Source organism: Vibrio sp. V39_P1S14PM300 (assembly GCF_009904765.1).
Lineage (GTDB): Bacteria > Pseudomonadota > Gammaproteobacteria > Enterobacterales > Vibrionaceae > Vibrio > Vibrio proteolyticus.
In genome coordinates, this window is the sequence record NZ_WXWP01000149.1 from 1 (window position 1) to 18,905 (window position 18,905).

Genomic DNA, 18,905 nt, shown 5'->3' on the forward strand with positions numbered 1-18,905 from the left:
CAACAATTGCAAGCAAAATTTATGGTATTTTTGTGCGCCAGTTAAGCCGCAATGAGCGTGGAAATGTATTCAATTGATCCCATAGGCGTCATCGAAAGCCCGTATAAAGAAAAATTTGCCGTGCCACGACAACCCCGTCTGGTACCAGCCGCCTCCGCCCAGATCAGGCTGTTGGGGGAAGCAAACTGCCCTGAATCGGTGCGGGGAATTGAGCAGTTCAGCCATATCTGGCTGCTGTTCCTGTTTGACCAAAACCTTGACGCAGGCTGGAAGCCCACGGTCCGCCCTCCGCGCCTGGGAGGCAACGAACGAGTGGGCGTGTTTGCGTCACGCTCGACATTTCGTCCCAATGGCATCGGCATGTCGGCGGTGAAACTGCGCGGCATCACGCGTCAGGGTGATCAGGTTTACCTGCAACTTGGCAGCGTTGATCTGGTCGATGGCACCCCCATCGTCGACATCAAACCTTACATCCCCTACTCCGATGCCATTTCAGATGCGCATGGCGGTTATGCTGATGAGGCGCCACAATGTGCCACGGTGATCTTTTCACCCTCGGCCGAACACAGCCTCACGCAGCAGAATGATGCCGCACAAAAGCGCCTGGTCATTGAACAAGTTCTGGCTCAGGATCCACGCCCGGCGTATAAAAAAAATCGCACCGACAGCAAAGAATATGCGGTAAATTTGTTCGATCTGAACGTAAAATTCTCAGTAAGCGCTAACTTAGTAACAGTTACCGCGATTGAAAGCTTTTGACAAAGCCAATAGGCTGATATTATAGGCGGCTTACAAATTTCTCTTCGTGGGACGTCCATACTCCTGCCCATTCAGGCTTGAGTATCTAACTTTGATAAACGGATAAATTTAATGCGTACCAGTAACTATCTTCTTTCTACTCTGAAGGAGACTCCAAACGACGCAGAAGTCGTGAGCCACCAGCTCATGCTACGTGCGGGTATGATCCGTAAGCTGGCTTCAGGTTTGTACACCTGGCTGCCTACCGGTCTGCGCGTGCTGCGTAAAGTCGAAAACATCGTTCGTCAAGAAATCGACAACGCGGGTGCAATCGAAACTCTGATGCCCGTGGTTCAACCGTTTGAACTTTGGGAAGAGACAGGTCGCAGCGAAAAGATGGGACCTGAACTGCTTCGCTTTACTGACCGCCATGTTCGTCCGTTTGTACTGAGCCCGACCGCTGAAGAAGTGATCACCAGCCTGGTACGTAACGAAGTCAGCTCTTACAAACAACTGCCTTTGAACCTGTACCAGATCCAGACGAAATTCCGTGACGAGCGCCGTCCTCGCTTTGGTGTGATGCGCGCACGTGAATTCTCGATGATGGATGCCTACAGCTTCGACATCGATAAAGACGGCCTGCAGAAGTCCTACGACGCGATGCACGACGCCTACTGCAACGCGTTTGACCGCATGGGGCTGGATTACCGTCCGGTACTGGCTGACAGCGGTGCAATCGGTGGCAGCGGCTCACAGGAGTTCCACGTTCTGGCAGAAAGTGGCGAAGACCTGATCGCCTTCTCTACAGAATCAGACTACGCAGCCAACATTGAGAAAGCCGAAGCATTAGCCCCTGCCAATTCGGCAGTGGCACCAACACAAGAGATGACGCTGGTCGATACACCTAACGCGAAAACCATCGCTGAACTAGTAGAGCAATTTGATCTGCCGATCGAGAAGACAGTTAAAACTCTATTCGTTAAAGCATCTGATGAAGTAGACGCGGACATCATCGCTCTGATCATCCGTGGCGATCACGAACTCAACGAAGTGAAAGCAGAAAACCTTCCTCAAGTAGCAGCACCTCTTGAGATGGCGACGGAAGAAGAAATCCGTGCGCTGATTGGTGCCGGTCCTGGCTCACTGGGTCCTGTGGGTCTGACACTGCCATTTATCGTTGATCGCACCGTGGCGGTCATGAGTGATTTCGGCGCAGGCGCCAACATTGATGACAAACACTACTTTGGTATTAACTGGGGCCGTGATGTCGAACTGGGACAAGTGGAAGATCTGCGTAACGTTGTCGAAGGCGATCCGAGCCCATGTGGCCAGGGAACTCTTCAGCTGAAACGTGGTATCGAAGTAGGTCATATCTTCCAACTGGGTAAAAACTACTCTGAGAAGATGAACTGTGGTGTACTTGGTCCAGATGGTAAAAATGTGATTCTGGAGATGGGTTGTTACGGCATCGGTGTATCGCGCGTTGTTGCTGCAGCAATCGAACAAAACCACGACAAATACGGCATCATCTGGCCAGACGCCATCGCACCGTTCCAGGTTGCGATTGTCCCGATGAATATGCACAAGTCTGAGCGTGTTCAGGAAGCCGCTGAAAAATTGTATGCTGAACTGACTGCCATGGGCATCGAAGTATTGTTTGATGATCGTAAAGAGCGTCCGGGTGTGATGTTCTCCGACATTGAACTGATCGGTGTTCCACACACCGTGGTGATTGGCGATCGCAGCATGGATGAAGGCAACTTCGAATACAAAAACCGTCGTACCGGCGAGAAAACACCGGTCGCAATGACAGACATCATTGAGCACCTGAACGCTCAGATGAAATAAACAACGCTGTTGTACAAACATAGGGTTGGCTGATCGCCAGCCCTTTTTTATGCCTGTTAATCCACGGTTCAGCTTTCTCCGACTACACTGCCTTTATTCATCAAGGAGGTGACCTATGGATCTTAAAAATCTTCTCAATCAAGCACTCAATTCCGACATGCTGCGTCAGGGAAAACAGCAAATAAAACAGAACTCAGGAAGTTTATCGACGCTGGGCGCCGGCGCGGTCGGTGGCGGACTCATCGGTTTGCTGATGGGTTCGAAGAAAAGTAAGAAAATGGGCAAAACCGCCCTTAAAGTCGGTGGGGCCGCAGCGTTAGGTGCACTGGCTTACAAAGTCTATAATGACTGGCAAAAACAGCAGCCCGGCCCGGATCAGGAAGAAATTTTTGATGCAAACGACAACCACCATAATGAGCTGATCATCAAATCGATGATAGCCGCAGCTAAAGCCGACGGTCATGTCGACGAGCAGGAAATGGCGCGTATCGAAGAGACGCTTAAAGGTCTTGGCGCGGATCCGTCAGCACGCCAACTGATTCAGGCTGAACTCAACAAACCGCTTGATCCGACCGACATCGCAACTCTCGCCACATCTCCTCAACAAGCCAGTGAAATTTATCTCGCCTCGTTGATCGTGGCAGATGAACAGAACTTCATGGAAAAAGCCTATCTGGCAGAACTGGCTAAACAACTGCGACTCGAACCGGATGTAATCGCTCAGCTTGAGCAGCAAATCCGCTGATTTGAGGCGGATTTTTCACCGTTTCCAGCCTAGGCTTGCGCCAGGACAAGTTCTGCTTTTGTATTTCAAAACGCGTCTGTGTATATTTGAGAGCAGTTATCATTTATAGGAAGACGACACATGCAAGTATACGATTGCTGCGAAATGGTGCGCGAGCTTTATGCGCAGATCGGCAGTGGTGATCAGGCTTATATCCCTCAAGCCATCAGTTGCGCGGTGAAAGCACTCAATGAGATTGCAGCGGATGAGTCACTGCCACTGGACACCCGTGAAAAAGCCGCCTTTGCCGCGGCCAATCTGCTGATTTCAGACTTTGAGGATAAATGATGAACCTGAGTAACTTTGCCACTATGGATCCTGTCATGTTGATGAGCATCATCAACATGAAACTGCGCGATGATTTTGCGGGCGATTTAGATAAGTTGGTCGCCTACTTTGAGCTTGATAAGACGCAGTTGGAAACCAAACTGGCTGAAGCAGGCTTTGAGTTTTTGCCAGAAGTGGGTCAGTTCCGATAACCACTCAGAGACAGAAAAACAAAAGGTTGACGATCACTCGTCAACCTTTTTTGTTTCGTGCAATGCTCAATCATGGCATCGTACTGCGTCACTGGCGTTAGTCGGCGCTGCGCGCTTTACGCTGGGCAGATTTGCGTGCGTTGCGCTCAGTCTGGTTCTTGATGAACCCGGCCAGCTCCTGCTCGCCCCAGGCCTGAGCCTGTGCTTCTGTCTCAAAACCGGTTTCGCGTTTAGACACAACGGTTTTACGAGACGTCACCTGACGGGTGATTTCAGCGCACCAGCCACCACGTTTTTCACTCACGCGGACAGCAAATTTCTTACTTTTCGACATTGTCATTTTCCTAAAGGATAACGTAGACATAGCCCCGCAGGAGACATCCACCTCTGCAAAGCTTAAATTCCATACAGCACCATCTCCGGGTCCGAATAGCGCGGTATTAGAGCATAAAAGTTCGCCTTTGGCTGTAACTATTTTTTGCCCGGCACGAAACGCAGCGGCTCCCGACGGCCAAGATCCATAAAAAAGCGCAGGCCAACAGACCTGCGCGATTAATATGGTGAAAACAATCAAACTTAACCCATGTTTTTACGTGCATTCTGGAACATACGCATCCAAGCGCCATTTTCACCCCAGCCTTCCGGCGCCCAGGAATTCGCCACTGTGCGGAATACCCGCTCAGGGTGCGGCATCATGATGGTCACGCGGCCGTCTGCGGTTGTCAGGCCAGTAATCGCATTTGGTGAACCATTCGGGTTATTCGGATATTGCTGTGTTGGGTTACCGTTATTATCAACGTAACGCAGCGCGACAGTACCGGATGCTTCAATGGCGTTTAGGTGCTCACCACCACGCACTTCCACGCGGCCTTCACCGTGAGAAACCGCAATAGGCATACGAGATCCCGCCATACCATCAAAGAAGACAGAATCCGATTTCTGCACTTCAACCAGGCTAAAGCGCGCTTCAAAACGTTCCGATTCGTTGCGAACAAAACGTGGCCACAGCTCCGCTCCTGGGATCAGTTCTTTTAGGTTCGACAACATCTGACAACCGTTACACACCCCGAGAGAGAACGTCTCTTCACGGTTGAAGAAGGCTTGGAATTGCTCACGCGCTTGGGCGTTAAACAGGATAGACTTCGCCCACCCTTCCCCTGCACCGAGTACGTCACCATAAGAGAAACCACCGCAAGCCACCAGCCCCTGATACTCATCCAGTGCCGCCTGACCTGTTAGAATGTCACTCATGTGGATATCGGTTGCTTCGAAGCCCGCACGGTCAAACGCTGCCGCCATTTCAACGTGAGAGTTCACGCCCTGCTCGCGCAGAATCGCCATCTTAGGTTTCGCACCTTTAACAATGTACGGCGCGGCGATATCTTCGTTGACATCAAAGCTAAGTGAGACGTTCAGACCCGGGTCCGAATTATCTTTCTTCGCTTCAAATTCCTGGTCGGCGCACGCTGGATTATCACGCAGTGCCTGCATTTTATGCGTCGTTTCTGCCCAGATAACACGTAACTCGGTACGTGAACGCTCAAGTACGACGGCATCACCAGAGGTGATAACAAAGCGGTCTGAAGCATCAACGGAACCAATCACATGTGAGCATGATTCTAAGCCGTTTGCCGCTAGCGTAGACAGCACTGAATCCAAGTTGTCGTTCTTAACCTGAACAACCGCACCAAGTTCTTCGTTAAATAGCGCCGCCAGCGTATCTTCGCCTAGCTCAGCAATGTTGGCTTTCACACCGCAGTGACCCGCAAAAGCCATTTCTGCGAGCGTGACGAGCAAGCCGCCATCGCCTTTGTCGTGGTAAGCCAGCAGTTTGTCGGCTCGCACCAGTTTTTGCATCGCATCGAAGAAACCTTTCAGTTGCTCTGCGTTGTCGACGTCAGCGGGTTTGTCCCCCAGTTGCTTGTACACCTGCGCCAATGCGGTAGCGCCAAGACGGTTCTTACCGTTGCCCAGATCAACCAGCACCAGCGACGTTTCACCTTTGTCGGTACGAAGCTGAGGCGTTACGGTCTTACGTACGTCTTCAACACGGCCAAACGCAGTGATAACCAACGATAACGGTGAAGTGACTTCTTTGCTTTCGCCATTCTCTTCCCACTTGGTCTTCATCGACATGGAGTCTTTACCAACCGGGATAGTCAAACCCAGCGCCGGACACAACTCTTCACCGACCGCTTTCACTGCTTCGTAAAGACCCGCATCTTCGCCCGGGTGACCCGCTGGAGACATCCAGTTCGCCGACAGTTTGATACGTTTGATATCGCCGATGTCTGTCGCCGCGATGTTAGTCAGTGACTCACCTACCGCCAGACGAGCCGATGCGCCGAAGTCGAGTAACGCAACCGGCGTGCGCTCACCCATCGACATTGCTTCGCCGTGGTAGGTGTCGTAACTTGCCGCCGTAACCGCACAGTTCGCGACAGGCACCTGCCAAGGACCAACCATCTGGTCACGGGCCACCAGCCCCGTTACTGAGCGGTCACCGATTGTAATCAGGAAGGTTTTCTCAGCAACCGTTGGTAGACGCAGTACGCGCTCTGCCGCTTCGTTAATTTCAATACCATCACGTGCAATCGCTGGGCTATCGACTTTCAACGTCGTCGCTTCACGATGCATCTTCGGTGTTTTACCAAGCAGGATATCCATTGGCATATCAATTGGCGTGTTGTCGAAGTGTGAGTCTTCTAATGTCAGATGACGCTCTTCTGTTGCCACACCGACCACAGCGTAAGGTGCACGTTCACGCTTACAGATGGCATCGAATGCTTGCATGTTTTCTGGCGCAACGGCAAGAACGTAACGTTCCTGAGATTCGTTACACCAGATTTCCAGTGGGCTCATGCTCAATTCATCATTTGGTACATCACGTAGCTGGAACTTGCCGCCACGCTCACCGTCGTCACAAAGCTCAGGTAATGCGTTAGAGATACCGCCCGCGCCCACATCGTGGATAAAGGCGATTGGGTTGTCTTCACCTAGCTGCCAACAACGGTCGATCACTTCCTGACAACGACGCTCCATCTCTGGATTTTCACGTTGTACTGAAGCAAAGTCCAGATCTTCAGCTGACTGACCTGACGCCATTGAAGACGCCGCACCGCCACCAAGACCGATGTTCATTGCCGGACCACCAAGTACGATTAGGCTCGCACCTACTGGGATCTCTTTCTTTTGTACGTGTTCGTCACGGATGTTACCCATACCGCCCGCGATCATGATTGGTTTGTGGTAACCACGCACCTCTTCACCCGCATGAGAGGTCACTTTTTCTTCGTAAGTACGGAAGTAACCCAATAGGTTTGGACGACCAAATTCGTTGTTGAATGCCGCGCCGCCCAGAGGGCCTTCCAGCATGATATCTAGTGCGTTTACGATACGACCCGGCTTACCGAAGTCGGTTTCCCAAGGCTGTTCATAACCAGGAATACGCAAGTTAGATGTGGTGAAACCAACCAGACCCGCTTTGGGTTTACCACCGATACCGGTCGCGCCTTCGTCACGGATTTCACCGCCAGAACCGGTTGATGCCCCCGGCCATGGAGAAATTGCCGTCGGGTGGTTGTGCGTCTCTACCTTCATTAAGATGTGTGCATCTTCATGGTGATAAGTGTATTGACGAGATTTAGGGTCTGGGAAGAAACGACCCACTTTCGAACCGGTCATTACTGCTGCGTTGTCTTTGTATGCAGACAGCACATAGTCAGGTGTCGTTTCGAATGTGTTTTTGATCATCTTAAACAGCGACTTTTCTTGGTCTACGCCATCGATAGTCCAGTCTGCATTAAAGATTTTATGACGACAGTGCTCTGAGTTCGCCTGAGCAAACATCATCAGCTCGATGTCGTTAGGGTTACGACCTAGCTTAGTAAAGTTCTCGACTAAGTAATCAATTTCATCTTCTGCGAGCGCCAAACCTAGGGAAACGTTTGCTTCTTCAAGTGCAACACGACCACCCGCTAAGATATCAACGTGCGCGACAGGCTTAGGCTCTGCGACCGTAAACAGTGCTGACGCGGCTTCAAGTTCCGTGAACACGGTTTCCATCATACGATCGTGGATAAGCGCTTTTACCGCATCCACTTGCGCGTCCGATAGCGTTGTCGAAGATTCTACGTAATAAGCGGTGCCGCGCTCAAGGCGCTTCACTTTGCTCAGACCACAGTTTTTTGCAATGTCGGTGGATTTTGAAGACCAAGGTGAGATAGTACCCGGGCGCGGAGTCACCAAAAGCAAAAGACCTTGAGGCTCGTGCTCTTCGATCGTTGGGCCGTACGTCAGAAGTTTTTCTAATTTCTCTAACTCAGGTGCATCCAGATCAGCGGTCAGATCAGCAAAGTGCATAAACTCTGCGTAAATACCGGTTACCGGCAGAGCTTGTTCATGACAAAGTTCCAGTAATTTACTGACACGAAACTCAGAAAGAGCTGGGGAGCCACGCAAAATTCTCATGTGCTTAGGTCTCTTATGCAAGTGATTAAGGTAATATTGGAATAAATTCAGCAAGTTACAATAAAACCCAGAACTTATACCGATTTCACCTCTCCTTTGCGAGCGCATTATATAGGAATTGTTTTTGTGATGTAACATCAAAAGCAACCGTTTGCGTCACTTTTTTTGTCATTTTTGAATTAGGCCAAAATTGGCAGCATTGAACGCAGATCGACAAATCTTTACCTTACCGGACTTTGCCAACTTATGCCTCTTTGATATAAATGTCGGAACTCAAATGAACACTGGTTCTTTGAGCCGCACCGGAAGTACGAGATTTATCATTCATGAATTATAACTATATGCGACGACTCTACCGCGCCCTGACGCTGTTCTTGCTCGCCCTTTTTCTCCAGGGATGCCAGATTGAGTCTGAGCCCAAAAGTGAACTGGACCAGATCCGCGAGCGCGGCGTTCTGCGAGTCGGTACGCTCAACAACCAGCTCTCCTATTACATTGGCCCGGATGGCCCGGCAGGCCTGGACTACGAACTGGCGCGTGAATTCGCAAATGAGTTGGGCGTCAAACTCGAGATGAAACCCGCGTACCGTATCTCCAGCCTCTACCCGGCACTGGAACGTGGTGAAATCGATCTGATCGCCGCAGGTCTGTCCCAGTCCGAAGAGCGCCTGTCACGTTTTCGTGCTGGCCCTGCCTACTACTACGTCAGCCAACAGTTGGTGTATAAAAAAGGTCAATGGCGCCCACGCTCGGTAAAACAGCTGGTCAACCGACAAAATACGCTCAGCGATGACACCAACGACAGACCTGTGATTGAGATCGTCAATGACTCCCACTTCAAAAAGACTCTGACGGACATTCAGCGCCAGTATCCGCAATTTCGCTATCAGATTGACACCAACTCAGACGTCAACGATCAGTTGAAAAAAGTCTCCGATGGTAAAATACGCTTTACTGTGGCCGACTCCATTGAAGTCTCGTTGTCGCAACGTGTTTATCCGGATTTGGCACTGGCGTTTGAGCTGACCGAAGATCAACCGATCTCCTGGTTTATTCGTCGCTCAGAAGATGAAAGTCTCTATGCGCTGATGATCGAATTCTTTGGCAACCTGAAACAGTCTGGCCATCTGGCCAATCTGGAAGAGAAATACATTGGTCACGTCGGCAGCTTCGATTACGTTGATACCCGTGCATTTATCCGCGCGCTGGATGACAAGCTGCCCAAATGGTCACCGCTGTTTAAAAAATACTCTAAAGAGTTTGACTGGCGGTTGATTGCCGCGTTGGCGTATCAGGAATCCCACTGGAATCCAACCGCGAAATCACCCACTGGTGTGCGCGGCATGATGATGCTAACCCTGCCCACCGCCAAAAGCGTTGGAGTGCAGGACCGACTGGATCCTGAGCAATCTGTGCTGGGCGGCGTGGAATATTTACGCCGAATGGTCGAACGGGTCCCGGACAGCATCAACGAACATGAAAAGATCTGGTTTGCATTGGCGTCCTACAACGTAGGCTACGGCCATATGATGGATGCTCGCCGCCTGACCAAAAAGCAGGGAGCGAACCCGGATGCCTGGAATGACGTAAAAGATCGTCTGCCACTGCTGCGCCAAAAACGCTATTTCAGTCAAACCCGTTATGGCTATGCCCGGGGCGACGAGGCTAAGAATTACGTGGAAAACATTCGCCGCTATTATCAAAGCATCATCGGCCATGTGGAGCAGCAAACGGCCAATGATGCCGATGCAGACATCAATGATCTGGCCGTGATCGCCGCACCGGAAGACGAGCTGCCAGATATCATCAGTGAGCCAGAGACGCAGAGCTCAGCCGTAAACACCGCGCCGAATCCTGCCCAATCGGCCGCCGGCACCGGTATTGACACGCCGTAATTGCAGCTCAATTCCAACCTCACCTAAACGCCGAGGGCAGCGCGAATATCGCGCTGCCCTCTTGATTTTTAGGCGAAAAAGCCATACATATTAGCCAAATTCAGATTCTTGCTGAGTTTCATCGTTCAGTCATATTGGACAGTTATAACGGTATTTTGAATATCAACCAAGCACGTCACCCATACAGAGGTGACGGATTTTACTAGGGGGGTGGTTTTATGCTGAAACGTAAAATGCAATCGAAACGCCTGTATAAAACCGTTGCGACCAATCGTCGTAAACGTATGTTGGCCAACAACAAAAAGAAAATCATCTGGCGTAACCGCGCTTTCATGCAAGCCTGCATGGCCTGATCATCAATGAGCAGACATCTGCCTCGGCGGGTGTTTGCTGTCTGGTCTTACTCTTCTCCTGCTGCCCTATTCGCTTGTTTCAGTGCTTTGATTTCTTTACGGCGACGCTTAAAAAACGCCTGAAGCTGCTCGCGACACTCCTGCTCCAACAAACCAGACTCCACATCGGCGTAGTGATACGCAGCCTGACTGGCAAACAGATCCAACACAGTTCCGGCAGCTCCGGCTTTCAGATCCGGCGCACCATACACCACTCTTTTCACCCGGCTGTGCAACAGAGCGCCCGCACACATAGGGCAAGGTTCCAGAGTTACGTACAGCGTGGTATCCAGCAGACGATAGTTCTGCAGCACCTGACCCGCCTGACGCAGCGTTTGAATTTCCGCATGCGCTGTCGCGTCATGACTGCAAATAGAACGGTTCCATCCTTCCGCGATCACCTGGCCGTCTTTCACCAGCACCGCTCCGACCGGCACTTCCCCTTCGGCTTCCGCCTGACGTGCCAGCTCTATCGCACGGCGCATGAAATGTTCATCTTGAGGGGAAAACGGGGATTGCGACACAGTAGCTCCGACAAAGAGATTAATAACAACACTGACAAAATTATAACGGTAAGTCGTTGACGAGGATAGTCACCGGACAAGCCGCCCACTCCAATAAAAAACGCAGGCAAAGGCCTGCGTTTTTTCTTCGGCAACGACTTTACATAGAGTAGGTGTACGGTGCCTGAATACCAAGTGGAATACTCAGCCCCCAGTACGCCAGCAGGAATATCGACCACCCGATCAACATCGCGATGGAAAACGGCATCATCAGCGATGCCAGCGTACCAATGCCGGTCGACTTTACATAACGTTGGCAGTACACCACCACCAGAGGGAAGAATACCATCAGTGGTGAAATGATGTTCGACACGGAATCTCCCACTCGATACGCTGCTTGTGACAGTTCCGGCGAAATCCCCACAGCCATCAGCATTGGCACCAAAATCGGGCCAATCAGCGCCCATTTTGCCGATGCAGAGCCGACCAACAGGTTCACTGCCGCCGTGAGCAGAATCATACCGATGATGGTAGCCTGTCCCGGTAAGTTCAATGCTTTCAGTCCCTCAGCACCATACAGCGCCAGCATAGTACCGATGTTAGACTGACCAAAAGCGGCCAGGAACTGGGCACAAAAAAACGACATCACAATGTACGCGCCCATGGTCGACATGGTATCAGACATGGCTTTAATCACATCATTGCTGCTCTTGAACGTGCCGGCTACACGGCCGTAAACGATGCCCGGAATGATAAACAGAATGAAGATCAGTGGCACAATCGACTTCATCAGCGGTGCGGAAAATGCGGTGATTTCCCCTTCCGACGAACGCAAGGCGGAGTCTTCTGGCAACACTGCAAAAATCAGCAGTGCAATACCAGCCAACATCGCCCAGCCAGCGTAGCGAAATGCCTTGGACTCCGTTGCGCTAAATGAACCGAGATCTGGGGCCGCTTCAGCATCTTCATCCACAGGCATCTGACGCAAACGGGGTTCAATAATTTTTTCCGTCACGTACCAGCCGATTGCCACAATGATCACCGACGACAACCCGGTGAAGAAAATATTCGCCAGCGGGTTCACTACGTAGTCGGGATCCAGCACTTGCGCCGCCGTCTGGGTGAACCCCGCCAGCAAGGGATCGATTCCTGAAGGAATGAAGTTCGCGGAGAAACCGCCTGAAACGCCAGCAAATGCCGCAGCAATACCCGCCAGAGGGTGACGGCCAGCGGCATGGAAAATGATCCCGCCCAATGGAATAACCAACACATACCCGGCATCCGCCGCGGTGTGGGACACAATCGCCACCAGAATCAACATAGGTGTCAGCAATCTGGCCGGCGTGAAGTTGAGCATTTTTTTCAGCCCGGTGGTAATAAAGCCGGACGAATCTGCCACACCGACCCCGAGCATCGCGACCAGCACGATCCCAAGCGGGGCGAAGCCAGTAAAGGTTGAGACCATATTGGCCAAAAAACTGGCCAGTGCCTGACCGGTCAGGAGGTTGTTAACCTGTAGTGCTTCGCCGGTTCGAGGGTTGATAAGGTCAAACGTAACATTTGACAAAAGGGCGGACGAAACCCAGACAATGACCAGTGCCCAGAAGAACAGAATCGCCGGGTCAGGGATCTTATTACCAGCCCGTTCGATAAAGTTGAGAAAGCGATCCATCCCACTCTGCTTCTGAGATGGCGCCTGATTTACAGCTTGGTTACTCATGGTAACTCCATTTTATGATGTTGTTGCCCCGGCATCTGGATATCAACCAACGCTGACACCCGCTGTTTTAATAATGATTTGTGCCTCTATTTCAGGACACATTTTATTAAAACGCCTTTTCAAAAGCACAAGATTCCAAAGGGAATTACAAAAATGGAGACATATTTTGCAAAAACGCAATAGCAGAGTAACAGACGAGACACATCATCACCCACCACAAGTAAACAATCTTGAAACCAAAATGCAATATATAACGTACGTCGTTAGCTAAAGGCTATTCATATCAGGCCTTAGTCACCGGATTGCATTGACGTATCGAACTCACTGTAACGCGAAAGAAGCGTGGACAACTCAACGTGCTGAGGCGTTCCATGCCGGTCTGGCCAACTCACGCTCACCGAGATCGATTTGAGGCTGGCGGACAACGGTGCGGCAGCGACTGCCCAGCTCACCGTGTAAAAAGGGGCCGACCAAGTCTGACCTGAGATGACATCACGATCAAAGTTTGCCGTCAGAGCCGACGACACCCCGCGTGTACGAAACCACTCTAACTGAGTTTCCGCCAGATGTAATGCATTCACCGCGTTGCTGACATAGTCGGTTTGACGCTCAACATAAGTCTGGATCCTGACAAAGCCAAGCGCCGCTACACTGATCAACATCAGCGAGATTAAAACTTCAATCAGACTGAAACCAGCAAGACTAACGCGCATACCAACTGCCCTCGCGCCAGACTATTTTTGCGTGGGTACGGCGAATGGCATCGACCGTGTCACGGTTGTAAGCAAAATCCAGTGTCGTGTAGAAGATTGCAGCCTGCCCCGTTGCTGCAAAGAACTGTCCACCGGAAACGCTGACCGCACCATGTTGAAAATACGCCGCTCTCTGGCGAACCTCGATGGCGATATCATTCGGCTCGTGCTGCAGATAACTTGCCGCCTCAAATCCGCTCCAATCTGCCAGCTGCGGAGTGTAATCGTGGTTAACCAGGAACATCACTCCTTTCAGCGCTGGCAGCGTAGCTGCGCTGGCGTCACTCATCAGCGAAAACACGCCATCGTGGATCAACAGGATGATCCCGTCGGTCATCTGACTGGCTTGCACCAGGCGCGCATAGGCCTGAGGCTCGATTTCACAGCCCCCTTCCACCCAGATATGTCGCTGTCCCATCTCCACTAAATTCGCCACTTTGCTCCCGCACGCCTCAACCCGGACAGGCAGGCCGCTGCCATGAAGCACGGTAAAACTACCGGCATCACGAATCCGTGCATACTGCCCGGCCTGCACACCGAAGAATGCCGAAAACGGCTCGACGCTCTCATCCCGGACGAAGTCCTGCCCTAAATCAGTGCCACTGGATGAACGGGTTTGATGCCCCGCCGCACAATAACCTGGCATCCCCGGTTCAGGAAAACCGGTGTATGGTGGCGTGATGGCACTTAACCCTTTGTTTTCTGCCCCTGTGGTCACCAGTTGATCCCGGTAACGAATGGCAACGCATTGCCAGCCCTGCTCTGTCACGGCCCCGGGATCGGGAGTAGAGAAGGAGGCTGAACCATGAAAATAAAGGTCCGCGCTCGACTGAAGTGCTCCAGCGGATAAGTCACCGCCTATTTGAATTTCTTTACGCAAATGTGCAAAACCCGCGTTGGCGCTCACCAAAAAACCCGTCGCCGTGGACGTTACCTGCGGCAAGATGCCTTTGCCATCAAGACAATCGCTCAAGATGTCCGGCCAGGCTTTCAACGGCTGGCTCTGAGCCATGGCACACTCCAGAGCGCCTTCCGCCAACCAGTGCTGTTGACGGCTTTTGATGTGATTGTTCGCCTGTTTCAGCAGAAAAAACATCTGCCGAGCCGAGCCCAGCGTGACCACTAACGCCGCCAGTAGCAGCACACTCGTCACCAGTAAGATGGCGCTACCGTGCTGGCGTATCATCATTGCCAGTTCCTGTGTTTCAATGCCACCGATACCGCCTGACTCACGGCTGGTTTGGCCGCCAATTGCGCCTCCAGCGTGATCGACGTGAATCCGGAGCGAGTCGCATTACTGATCAACACCTGTGTCGTCGGCCGAAAAGCCGTCACTCGGATCTGCGCTGGTTCAAACAGTGAAAAGCATACCCCCTGATACCCGGAGACTGCTGCCGATACGACGGTCAGAATATCAGGCTGATCTTTCTCACACAGTTTCAGCTTGCCCTCCTCAAGCCGGTACACCACATGCCGGAACGCCTCATTGCCGGAAGAAGCAACCCGGTAAACATACCCCAACAGAGCTGGATCCGACTCAACGTGCAGCACAGCATCTGCACCCGATAACATCAGTGATGAAGCCTCGATGCCATTGTAACCGGCGCGCTGCGCGTCTTCTTTCATTTGCTGAATGGCACTGCTGAGGTTTTGTGCCAACAACAACCGAAGACCGCGCTCTGTGAGCATACGCTGCATGCTTATCATCAATGAGCCGATCATGGCAAGTACCAACAGTCCTAATAGACTGGCCACCATCAGTTCCACCAGTGAACCGCCACGCTGACTAACACGCCGGATAACCATATTGTTCACCTTCCAGCCCACATAACTTGATCCGACTGGCGCCGAACGACGTGCCAATTCTGAGCGCCCGCTCGCGATGCTGCTTTGGATACAGATAGATTGAACCGTTTTTGATTTTGCCTCGCACCCCATCAAATTTGATTTGTTCTGAGCTAAATTGAGACTCAAAGGCAATACCGTGATAACGCTGCCCCGAAAAACGCAGCAATACCGCTCCCTTTCCCGACTCATCAGAATCACTCAACCAGATCTGCCACTCTCCGCTCACATCCGGTCGCTGACTGACCTCGACATGCGCCCAGAGATCTTGATTGCGGTACACGGCTTCGGCCCGAGCCTGATGCAAAAAGCTCTCTAACGAGCGCGCCAGTTGAGTCATTTTGAAATAGTCGGACAAAGCTGAGTAAGCCGGTACTGCCGTCATCAACATAGTCAGAGTGATACCGAGCGTAATCAACAATTCCATCAAAGTGAACCCGCGAACCATTTCCCAAAATCCTGTGTAACTGACGAAATCCGCCACAATCAACTTGCGCCTATGCTACCAGTTGCGAAAAATGAGTCCCCACCAGACAAGGAAGGACTGGAAATGATTCGAAGAAAACAATGTAAGCCTTTTATCCATCGATTAAATGCAATGACATTGATCGAACTTCTGATAGTGCTCGCTATAATTGGACTGCTGGCGGCGTTTGTCTATCCGAGTTACACCGCACACGTACGTAGTGCGCACCGCCATCAGGCACTCAGCGACCTGAGCCGTATTCAGCTCTCTTTAGAGCAGCACTATCGCAGTGGTTATCATACCGGTACGGTAATCTCGGCTGGCATCTGTCTGGTGTGCGATTCAGACCCGTCACGCTATCAGTTCAGCGTTTCAGCCTCGACTCAGGGGTACCAGATCCGTGCACTGCCACAAACGGCAACCCGACAGCACCTCGATACCTGTCAGGGTCAAACTTACGAAGCCCTGACACTCAACCATCTGGGTGAATCCGCTCCTCGACGATGCTGGCGCTAAATCGCAACCACAAAAAAGGGTTAGCCGAAGCTAACCCTTTTTATTTACCAGACCACGCCATGTTTAGCTGGTCAGGTCATCAAAAAACTTTTTCACACCTTGGAAGAAGCCGTGTGATTTAGGTTTATGACGGTTGGCATCACCACCACAAGACTCTTCAAACTCACGCAGCAATTCTTTCTGACGACTGCTCAGCTTGACTGGTGTCTCAACCACCAGCTTCACGATTAGATCGCCAATACCACCACCCCGAACGCTTTTCACGCCTTTGCCACGCATACGGAACATACGTCCAGTCTGAGTCTCTTCCGGCACTTTCAGGTTCACCCGACCATCCAGCGTCGGCACTTCCACTTCACCGCCCAGCGCTGCCATCGCAAAGCTGACAGGCACTTCGCAATACAGGTTATTGCCTTCACGTTCAAAGATGTGGTGCTCTTTCACGTGCACTTGTACGTACAAGTCACCTGCTGGCGCGCCCATTTCACCGGCTTCACCTTCTCCGGATAAACGGATACGATCGCCCGTGTCCACACCCGCCGGAATTTTCACATTCAGTGTTTTGGTCTTCTGCTTACGGCCTTGTCCGTGACAAACATTACACGGATCTTTGATGATCTTGCCTTTACCATGACAGGTTGGACAGGTTTGCTGAACCGCAAAGAAACCCTGGCGCATCTGCACCTGGCCGTGACCATGACAGGTACCACAGGTTTCCGGCGAAGTGCCTTTCTTTGCACCGCTGCCATCACACGTATCACAGTGCACTAAGGTCGGGACTTCAATCTCACGTGAGATACCGCGCACCGCTTCTTCCAGTGTCAGCTCCATGTTGTAGCGCAGGTCTGCGCCGCGCTGAGCACGTGCCTGACCACCGCCACGACGACCACCACCGAAGATATCACCAAAGACATCACCGAAGATATCACCAAAGTCAGCACCAGCGCCGCCGAAGCCACCGCCACCAAAGCCGCCACCGCCCTGTTCAAAGGCAGCATGACCGTACTGATCGTACGCGGCTTTCTTCTGAGGTTCGGTCAGCACCTCGTACGCTTCTTTTACTTCTTTAAACTTATCCGCGGCAGATTCATCACCCTGATTTCGGTCCGGGTGGTATTTCATCGCCAAGCGCTTATAAGCTTTCTTAATATCACGCTCAGAGGCATCACGGCTTACGCCTAATACTTCGTAAAAATCACGTTTTGACATGTTGTTCGTCACCAATTGATTACTGCAAACGACGGACTGTCGCCTGGTGTTGATATCGATATGGATAAAAAGGCCGTACTGGCTCCGTCTTATCTATAGCGACACAGTTTTCACAAACAGGCGGGCGTAAGAGTTGCCCCAAACGCCCGCTTCGTACTTCATTAGAAGTTCTGACAACAGGCGGCGCTTGGCGCCACCTGTCAGGACAAGATTACTTCTTGTCGTCTTTTACTTCTTCAAACTCAGCATCGACTACGTCGTCATCTTTAGACTGAGCCGCTTCGTCGCCGCCTTGCGCTGCTTGAGCCTGAGCTTGTTGCTGAGCGATTTCCATCAGTTTCTGAGACGCTGTCATCAAAGCCTGAACTTTCGCGTCGATGGCTTCTTTGTCGTCGCCTTTACGCGCGTCTTCCAGCTCGCTGACTGCCGCTTCAATCTTTTCTTTGTCTTCCGCTGGCAGAGCGTCGCCGGCTTCTTCAACTTGCTTACGAGTGCCGTGGATCATTTGGTCTGCCTGGTTACGTGCAGTTGCCAGCTCTTCGAACTTTTTGTCCGCTTCTTTGTTGGCTTCTGCTTCTTGAACCATTTTCTCGATTTCATCATCGCTCAGACCGCCAGATGCCTGGATAGTGATCTTCTGCTCTTTACCCGTCTGCTTGTCTTTCGCGGACACGTGCAGGATACCATCTGCATCCAAGTCGAAGGTGACTTCGATCTGTGGCATACCACGTGGTGCAGGCTGAATGCCTTCCAGGTTGAATTGACCCAGAGACTTGTTGTACATCGCTTGCTTACGCTCACCTTGCAGAACGTGGATAGTTACCGCGCTCTGGTTGTCTTCTGCAGTAGAGAAAACCTGGTTCGCTTTGGTTGGGATAGTCGTGTTCTTCTCAACCAGTTTAGTCATCACACCGCCCATGGTTTCGATACCCAAAGACAGTGGCGTTACGTCTAGCAACAGAACGTCTTTAACATCACCAGCCAGTACACCACCTTGAACGGCAGCACCCATAGCTACTGCTTCATCAGGGTTCACGTCACGGCGCGCTTCTTTACCAAAGAACTCAGCAACTTTCGCTTGAACCATTGGCATACGAGTCTGACCACCCACCAGGATAACGTCAGTGATGTCGTTTACTGATAAGTCAGCATCAGCCAGAGCAACTTTCAGTGGCTCTAGAGAGCGTTGTACCAGATCTTCAACCAAAGATTCCAGTTTCGCACGTGCTTAGGACCGGTTGCATCCGCCGTTACGTATGGCAGGTTCACGTCAGTTTGTGACGTAGAA

General features: G+C 51.5%; 16 protein-coding genes and 3 pseudogenes. 8 read left to right on the plus strand and 11 right to left on the minus strand.

Translation table 11 applies throughout. The annotated features are described in order from the left end of the window. Positions 1–63 precede the first annotated feature (63 nt). The 5 genes from tsaA to CAG65_RS07465 all read left to right on the plus strand — a co-directional run bounded on the left by tsaA (position 64) and on the right by CAG65_RS07465 (position 3,849). Entirely contained in the window at positions 64–759 is a 696-nt protein-coding gene (tsaA, locus tag CAG65_RS07445) for a tRNA (N6-threonylcarbamoyladenosine(37)-N6)-methyltransferase TrmO (RefSeq protein ID WP_021706652.1), read from the plus strand. Positions 760–870: 111 nt separating this feature from the next. After that, a complete protein-coding gene (locus tag CAG65_RS07450) occupies positions 871–2,586 on the plus strand; it encodes a proline--tRNA ligase (protein WP_021706651.1) in 1,716 nt (571 codons plus the stop codon). Positions 2,587–2,701: 115 nt separating this feature from the next. Continuing rightward, positions 2,702–3,331 (plus strand): tellurite resistance TerB family protein, encoded by a 630-nt coding sequence (locus CAG65_RS07455; protein WP_161453166.1) that lies wholly within the window; start codon positions 2,702–2,704, stop codon positions 3,329–3,331. 120 nt (positions 3,332–3,451) lie between these two features. Further along, a complete protein-coding gene (locus tag CAG65_RS07460) occupies positions 3,452–3,658 on the plus strand; it encodes a YaeP family protein (RefSeq protein ID WP_161453168.1) in 207 nt (68 codons plus the stop codon). Next, on the plus strand, positions 3,658–3,849 hold the full coding sequence (locus tag CAG65_RS07465; RefSeq protein WP_021706648.1) for a DUF4250 domain-containing protein: 192 nt from the start codon (positions 3,658–3,660) through the stop codon (positions 3,847–3,849). Before CAG65_RS07460 ends, CAG65_RS07465 begins: the two co-directional genes overlap by 1 nt. A gap of 100 nt (positions 3,850–3,949) precedes the next feature. Here CAG65_RS07465 and CAG65_RS07470 read toward each other — a convergent pair. Continuing rightward, positions 3,950–4,183: pseudogene (locus CAG65_RS07470) on the minus strand (DUF3622 domain-containing protein); the annotation flags it as partial. A gap of 242 nt (positions 4,184–4,425) precedes the next feature. Next, positions 4,426–8,319: a phosphoribosylformylglycinamidine synthase gene (gene purL, locus CAG65_RS07475; RefSeq protein ID WP_161453170.1), complete on the minus strand. Its 3,894-nt coding sequence runs from the start codon at positions 8,317–8,319 to the stop codon at positions 4,426–4,428. 326 nt (positions 8,320–8,645) lie between these two features. Here purL and mltF point away from each other — a divergent pair, with 326 nt between their 5' ends. Together mltF and CAG65_RS22375 are read left to right on the plus strand one after the other, a co-directional pair. Then, positions 8,646–10,214 (plus strand): membrane-bound lytic murein transglycosylase MltF, encoded by a 1,569-nt coding sequence (mltF, locus tag CAG65_RS07480; RefSeq protein WP_161453172.1) that lies wholly within the window; start codon positions 8,646–8,648, stop codon positions 10,212–10,214. Positions 10,215–10,432: 218 nt separating this feature from the next. Beyond that, positions 10,433–10,567, plus strand: a complete 135-nt coding sequence (locus CAG65_RS22375) for a hypothetical protein (RefSeq protein WP_021706644.1) — start codon at positions 10,433–10,435, stop codon at positions 10,565–10,567. A 47-nt stretch (positions 10,568–10,614) separates the two neighbouring features. Here the strand turns inward: CAG65_RS22375 and tadA are convergent, their stop codons facing one another. From tadA to CAG65_RS07510, 7 genes and pseudogenes are all read right to left on the minus strand, one after another. Then, positions 10,615–11,130: a tRNA adenosine(34) deaminase TadA gene (gene tadA, locus CAG65_RS07485; RefSeq protein WP_161453174.1), complete on the minus strand. Its 516-nt coding sequence runs from the start codon at positions 11,128–11,130 to the stop codon at positions 10,615–10,617. Between the two features lie 8 nt (positions 11,131–11,138). Continuing rightward, positions 11,139–11,210, minus strand: a pseudogene (locus CAG65_RS22205) (hypothetical protein); the annotation flags it as partial. Between the two features lie 59 nt (positions 11,211–11,269). Next, on the minus strand, positions 11,270–12,829 hold the full coding sequence (locus CAG65_RS07490; RefSeq protein ID WP_161453176.1) for an AbgT family transporter: 1,560 nt from the start codon (positions 12,827–12,829) through the stop codon (positions 11,270–11,272). A 290-nt stretch (positions 12,830–13,119) separates the two neighbouring features. Then, complete coding sequence (locus CAG65_RS07495; RefSeq protein WP_161453178.1) at positions 13,120–13,542, minus strand: type IV pilus modification PilV family protein; 423 nt, start codon at positions 13,540–13,542, stop codon at positions 13,120–13,122. After that, the gene (locus tag CAG65_RS07500) at positions 13,532–14,770 is read right to left on the minus strand and encodes a hypothetical protein (protein ID WP_161453180.1); all 1,239 of its coding nucleotides are present in this window, start codon (positions 14,768–14,770) and stop codon (positions 13,532–13,534) included. The genes CAG65_RS07495 and CAG65_RS07500 overlap by 11 nt, the downstream gene beginning before the upstream one ends. Then, positions 14,767–15,387: a pilus assembly protein PilW gene (locus CAG65_RS07505; protein ID WP_161447674.1), complete on the minus strand. Its 621-nt coding sequence runs from the start codon at positions 15,385–15,387 to the stop codon at positions 14,767–14,769. Before CAG65_RS07505 ends, CAG65_RS07500 begins: the two co-directional genes overlap by 4 nt. Beyond that, positions 15,368–15,853, minus strand: a complete 486-nt coding sequence (locus CAG65_RS07510; protein WP_237668147.1) for a GspH/FimT family pseudopilin — start codon at positions 15,851–15,853, stop codon at positions 15,368–15,370. Before CAG65_RS07510 ends, CAG65_RS07505 begins: the two co-directional genes overlap by 20 nt. A gap of 123 nt (positions 15,854–15,976) precedes the next feature. On the opposite strand from CAG65_RS07510, the gene CAG65_RS07515 reads away from it, so the two are divergent. Further along, a complete protein-coding gene (locus CAG65_RS07515) occupies positions 15,977–16,408 on the plus strand; it encodes a type IV pilin protein (protein WP_161453182.1) in 432 nt (143 codons plus the stop codon). Between the two features lie 63 nt (positions 16,409–16,471). Here CAG65_RS07515 and dnaJ read toward each other — a convergent pair whose 3' ends face one another. Next, positions 16,472–17,617, minus strand: a complete 1,146-nt coding sequence (dnaJ, locus tag CAG65_RS07520; protein WP_021706636.1) for a molecular chaperone DnaJ — start codon at positions 17,615–17,617, stop codon at positions 16,472–16,474. A gap of 211 nt (positions 17,618–17,828) precedes the next feature. Then, positions 17,829–18,905, minus strand: a pseudogene (locus CAG65_RS07525) (Hsp70 family protein); the annotation flags it as partial.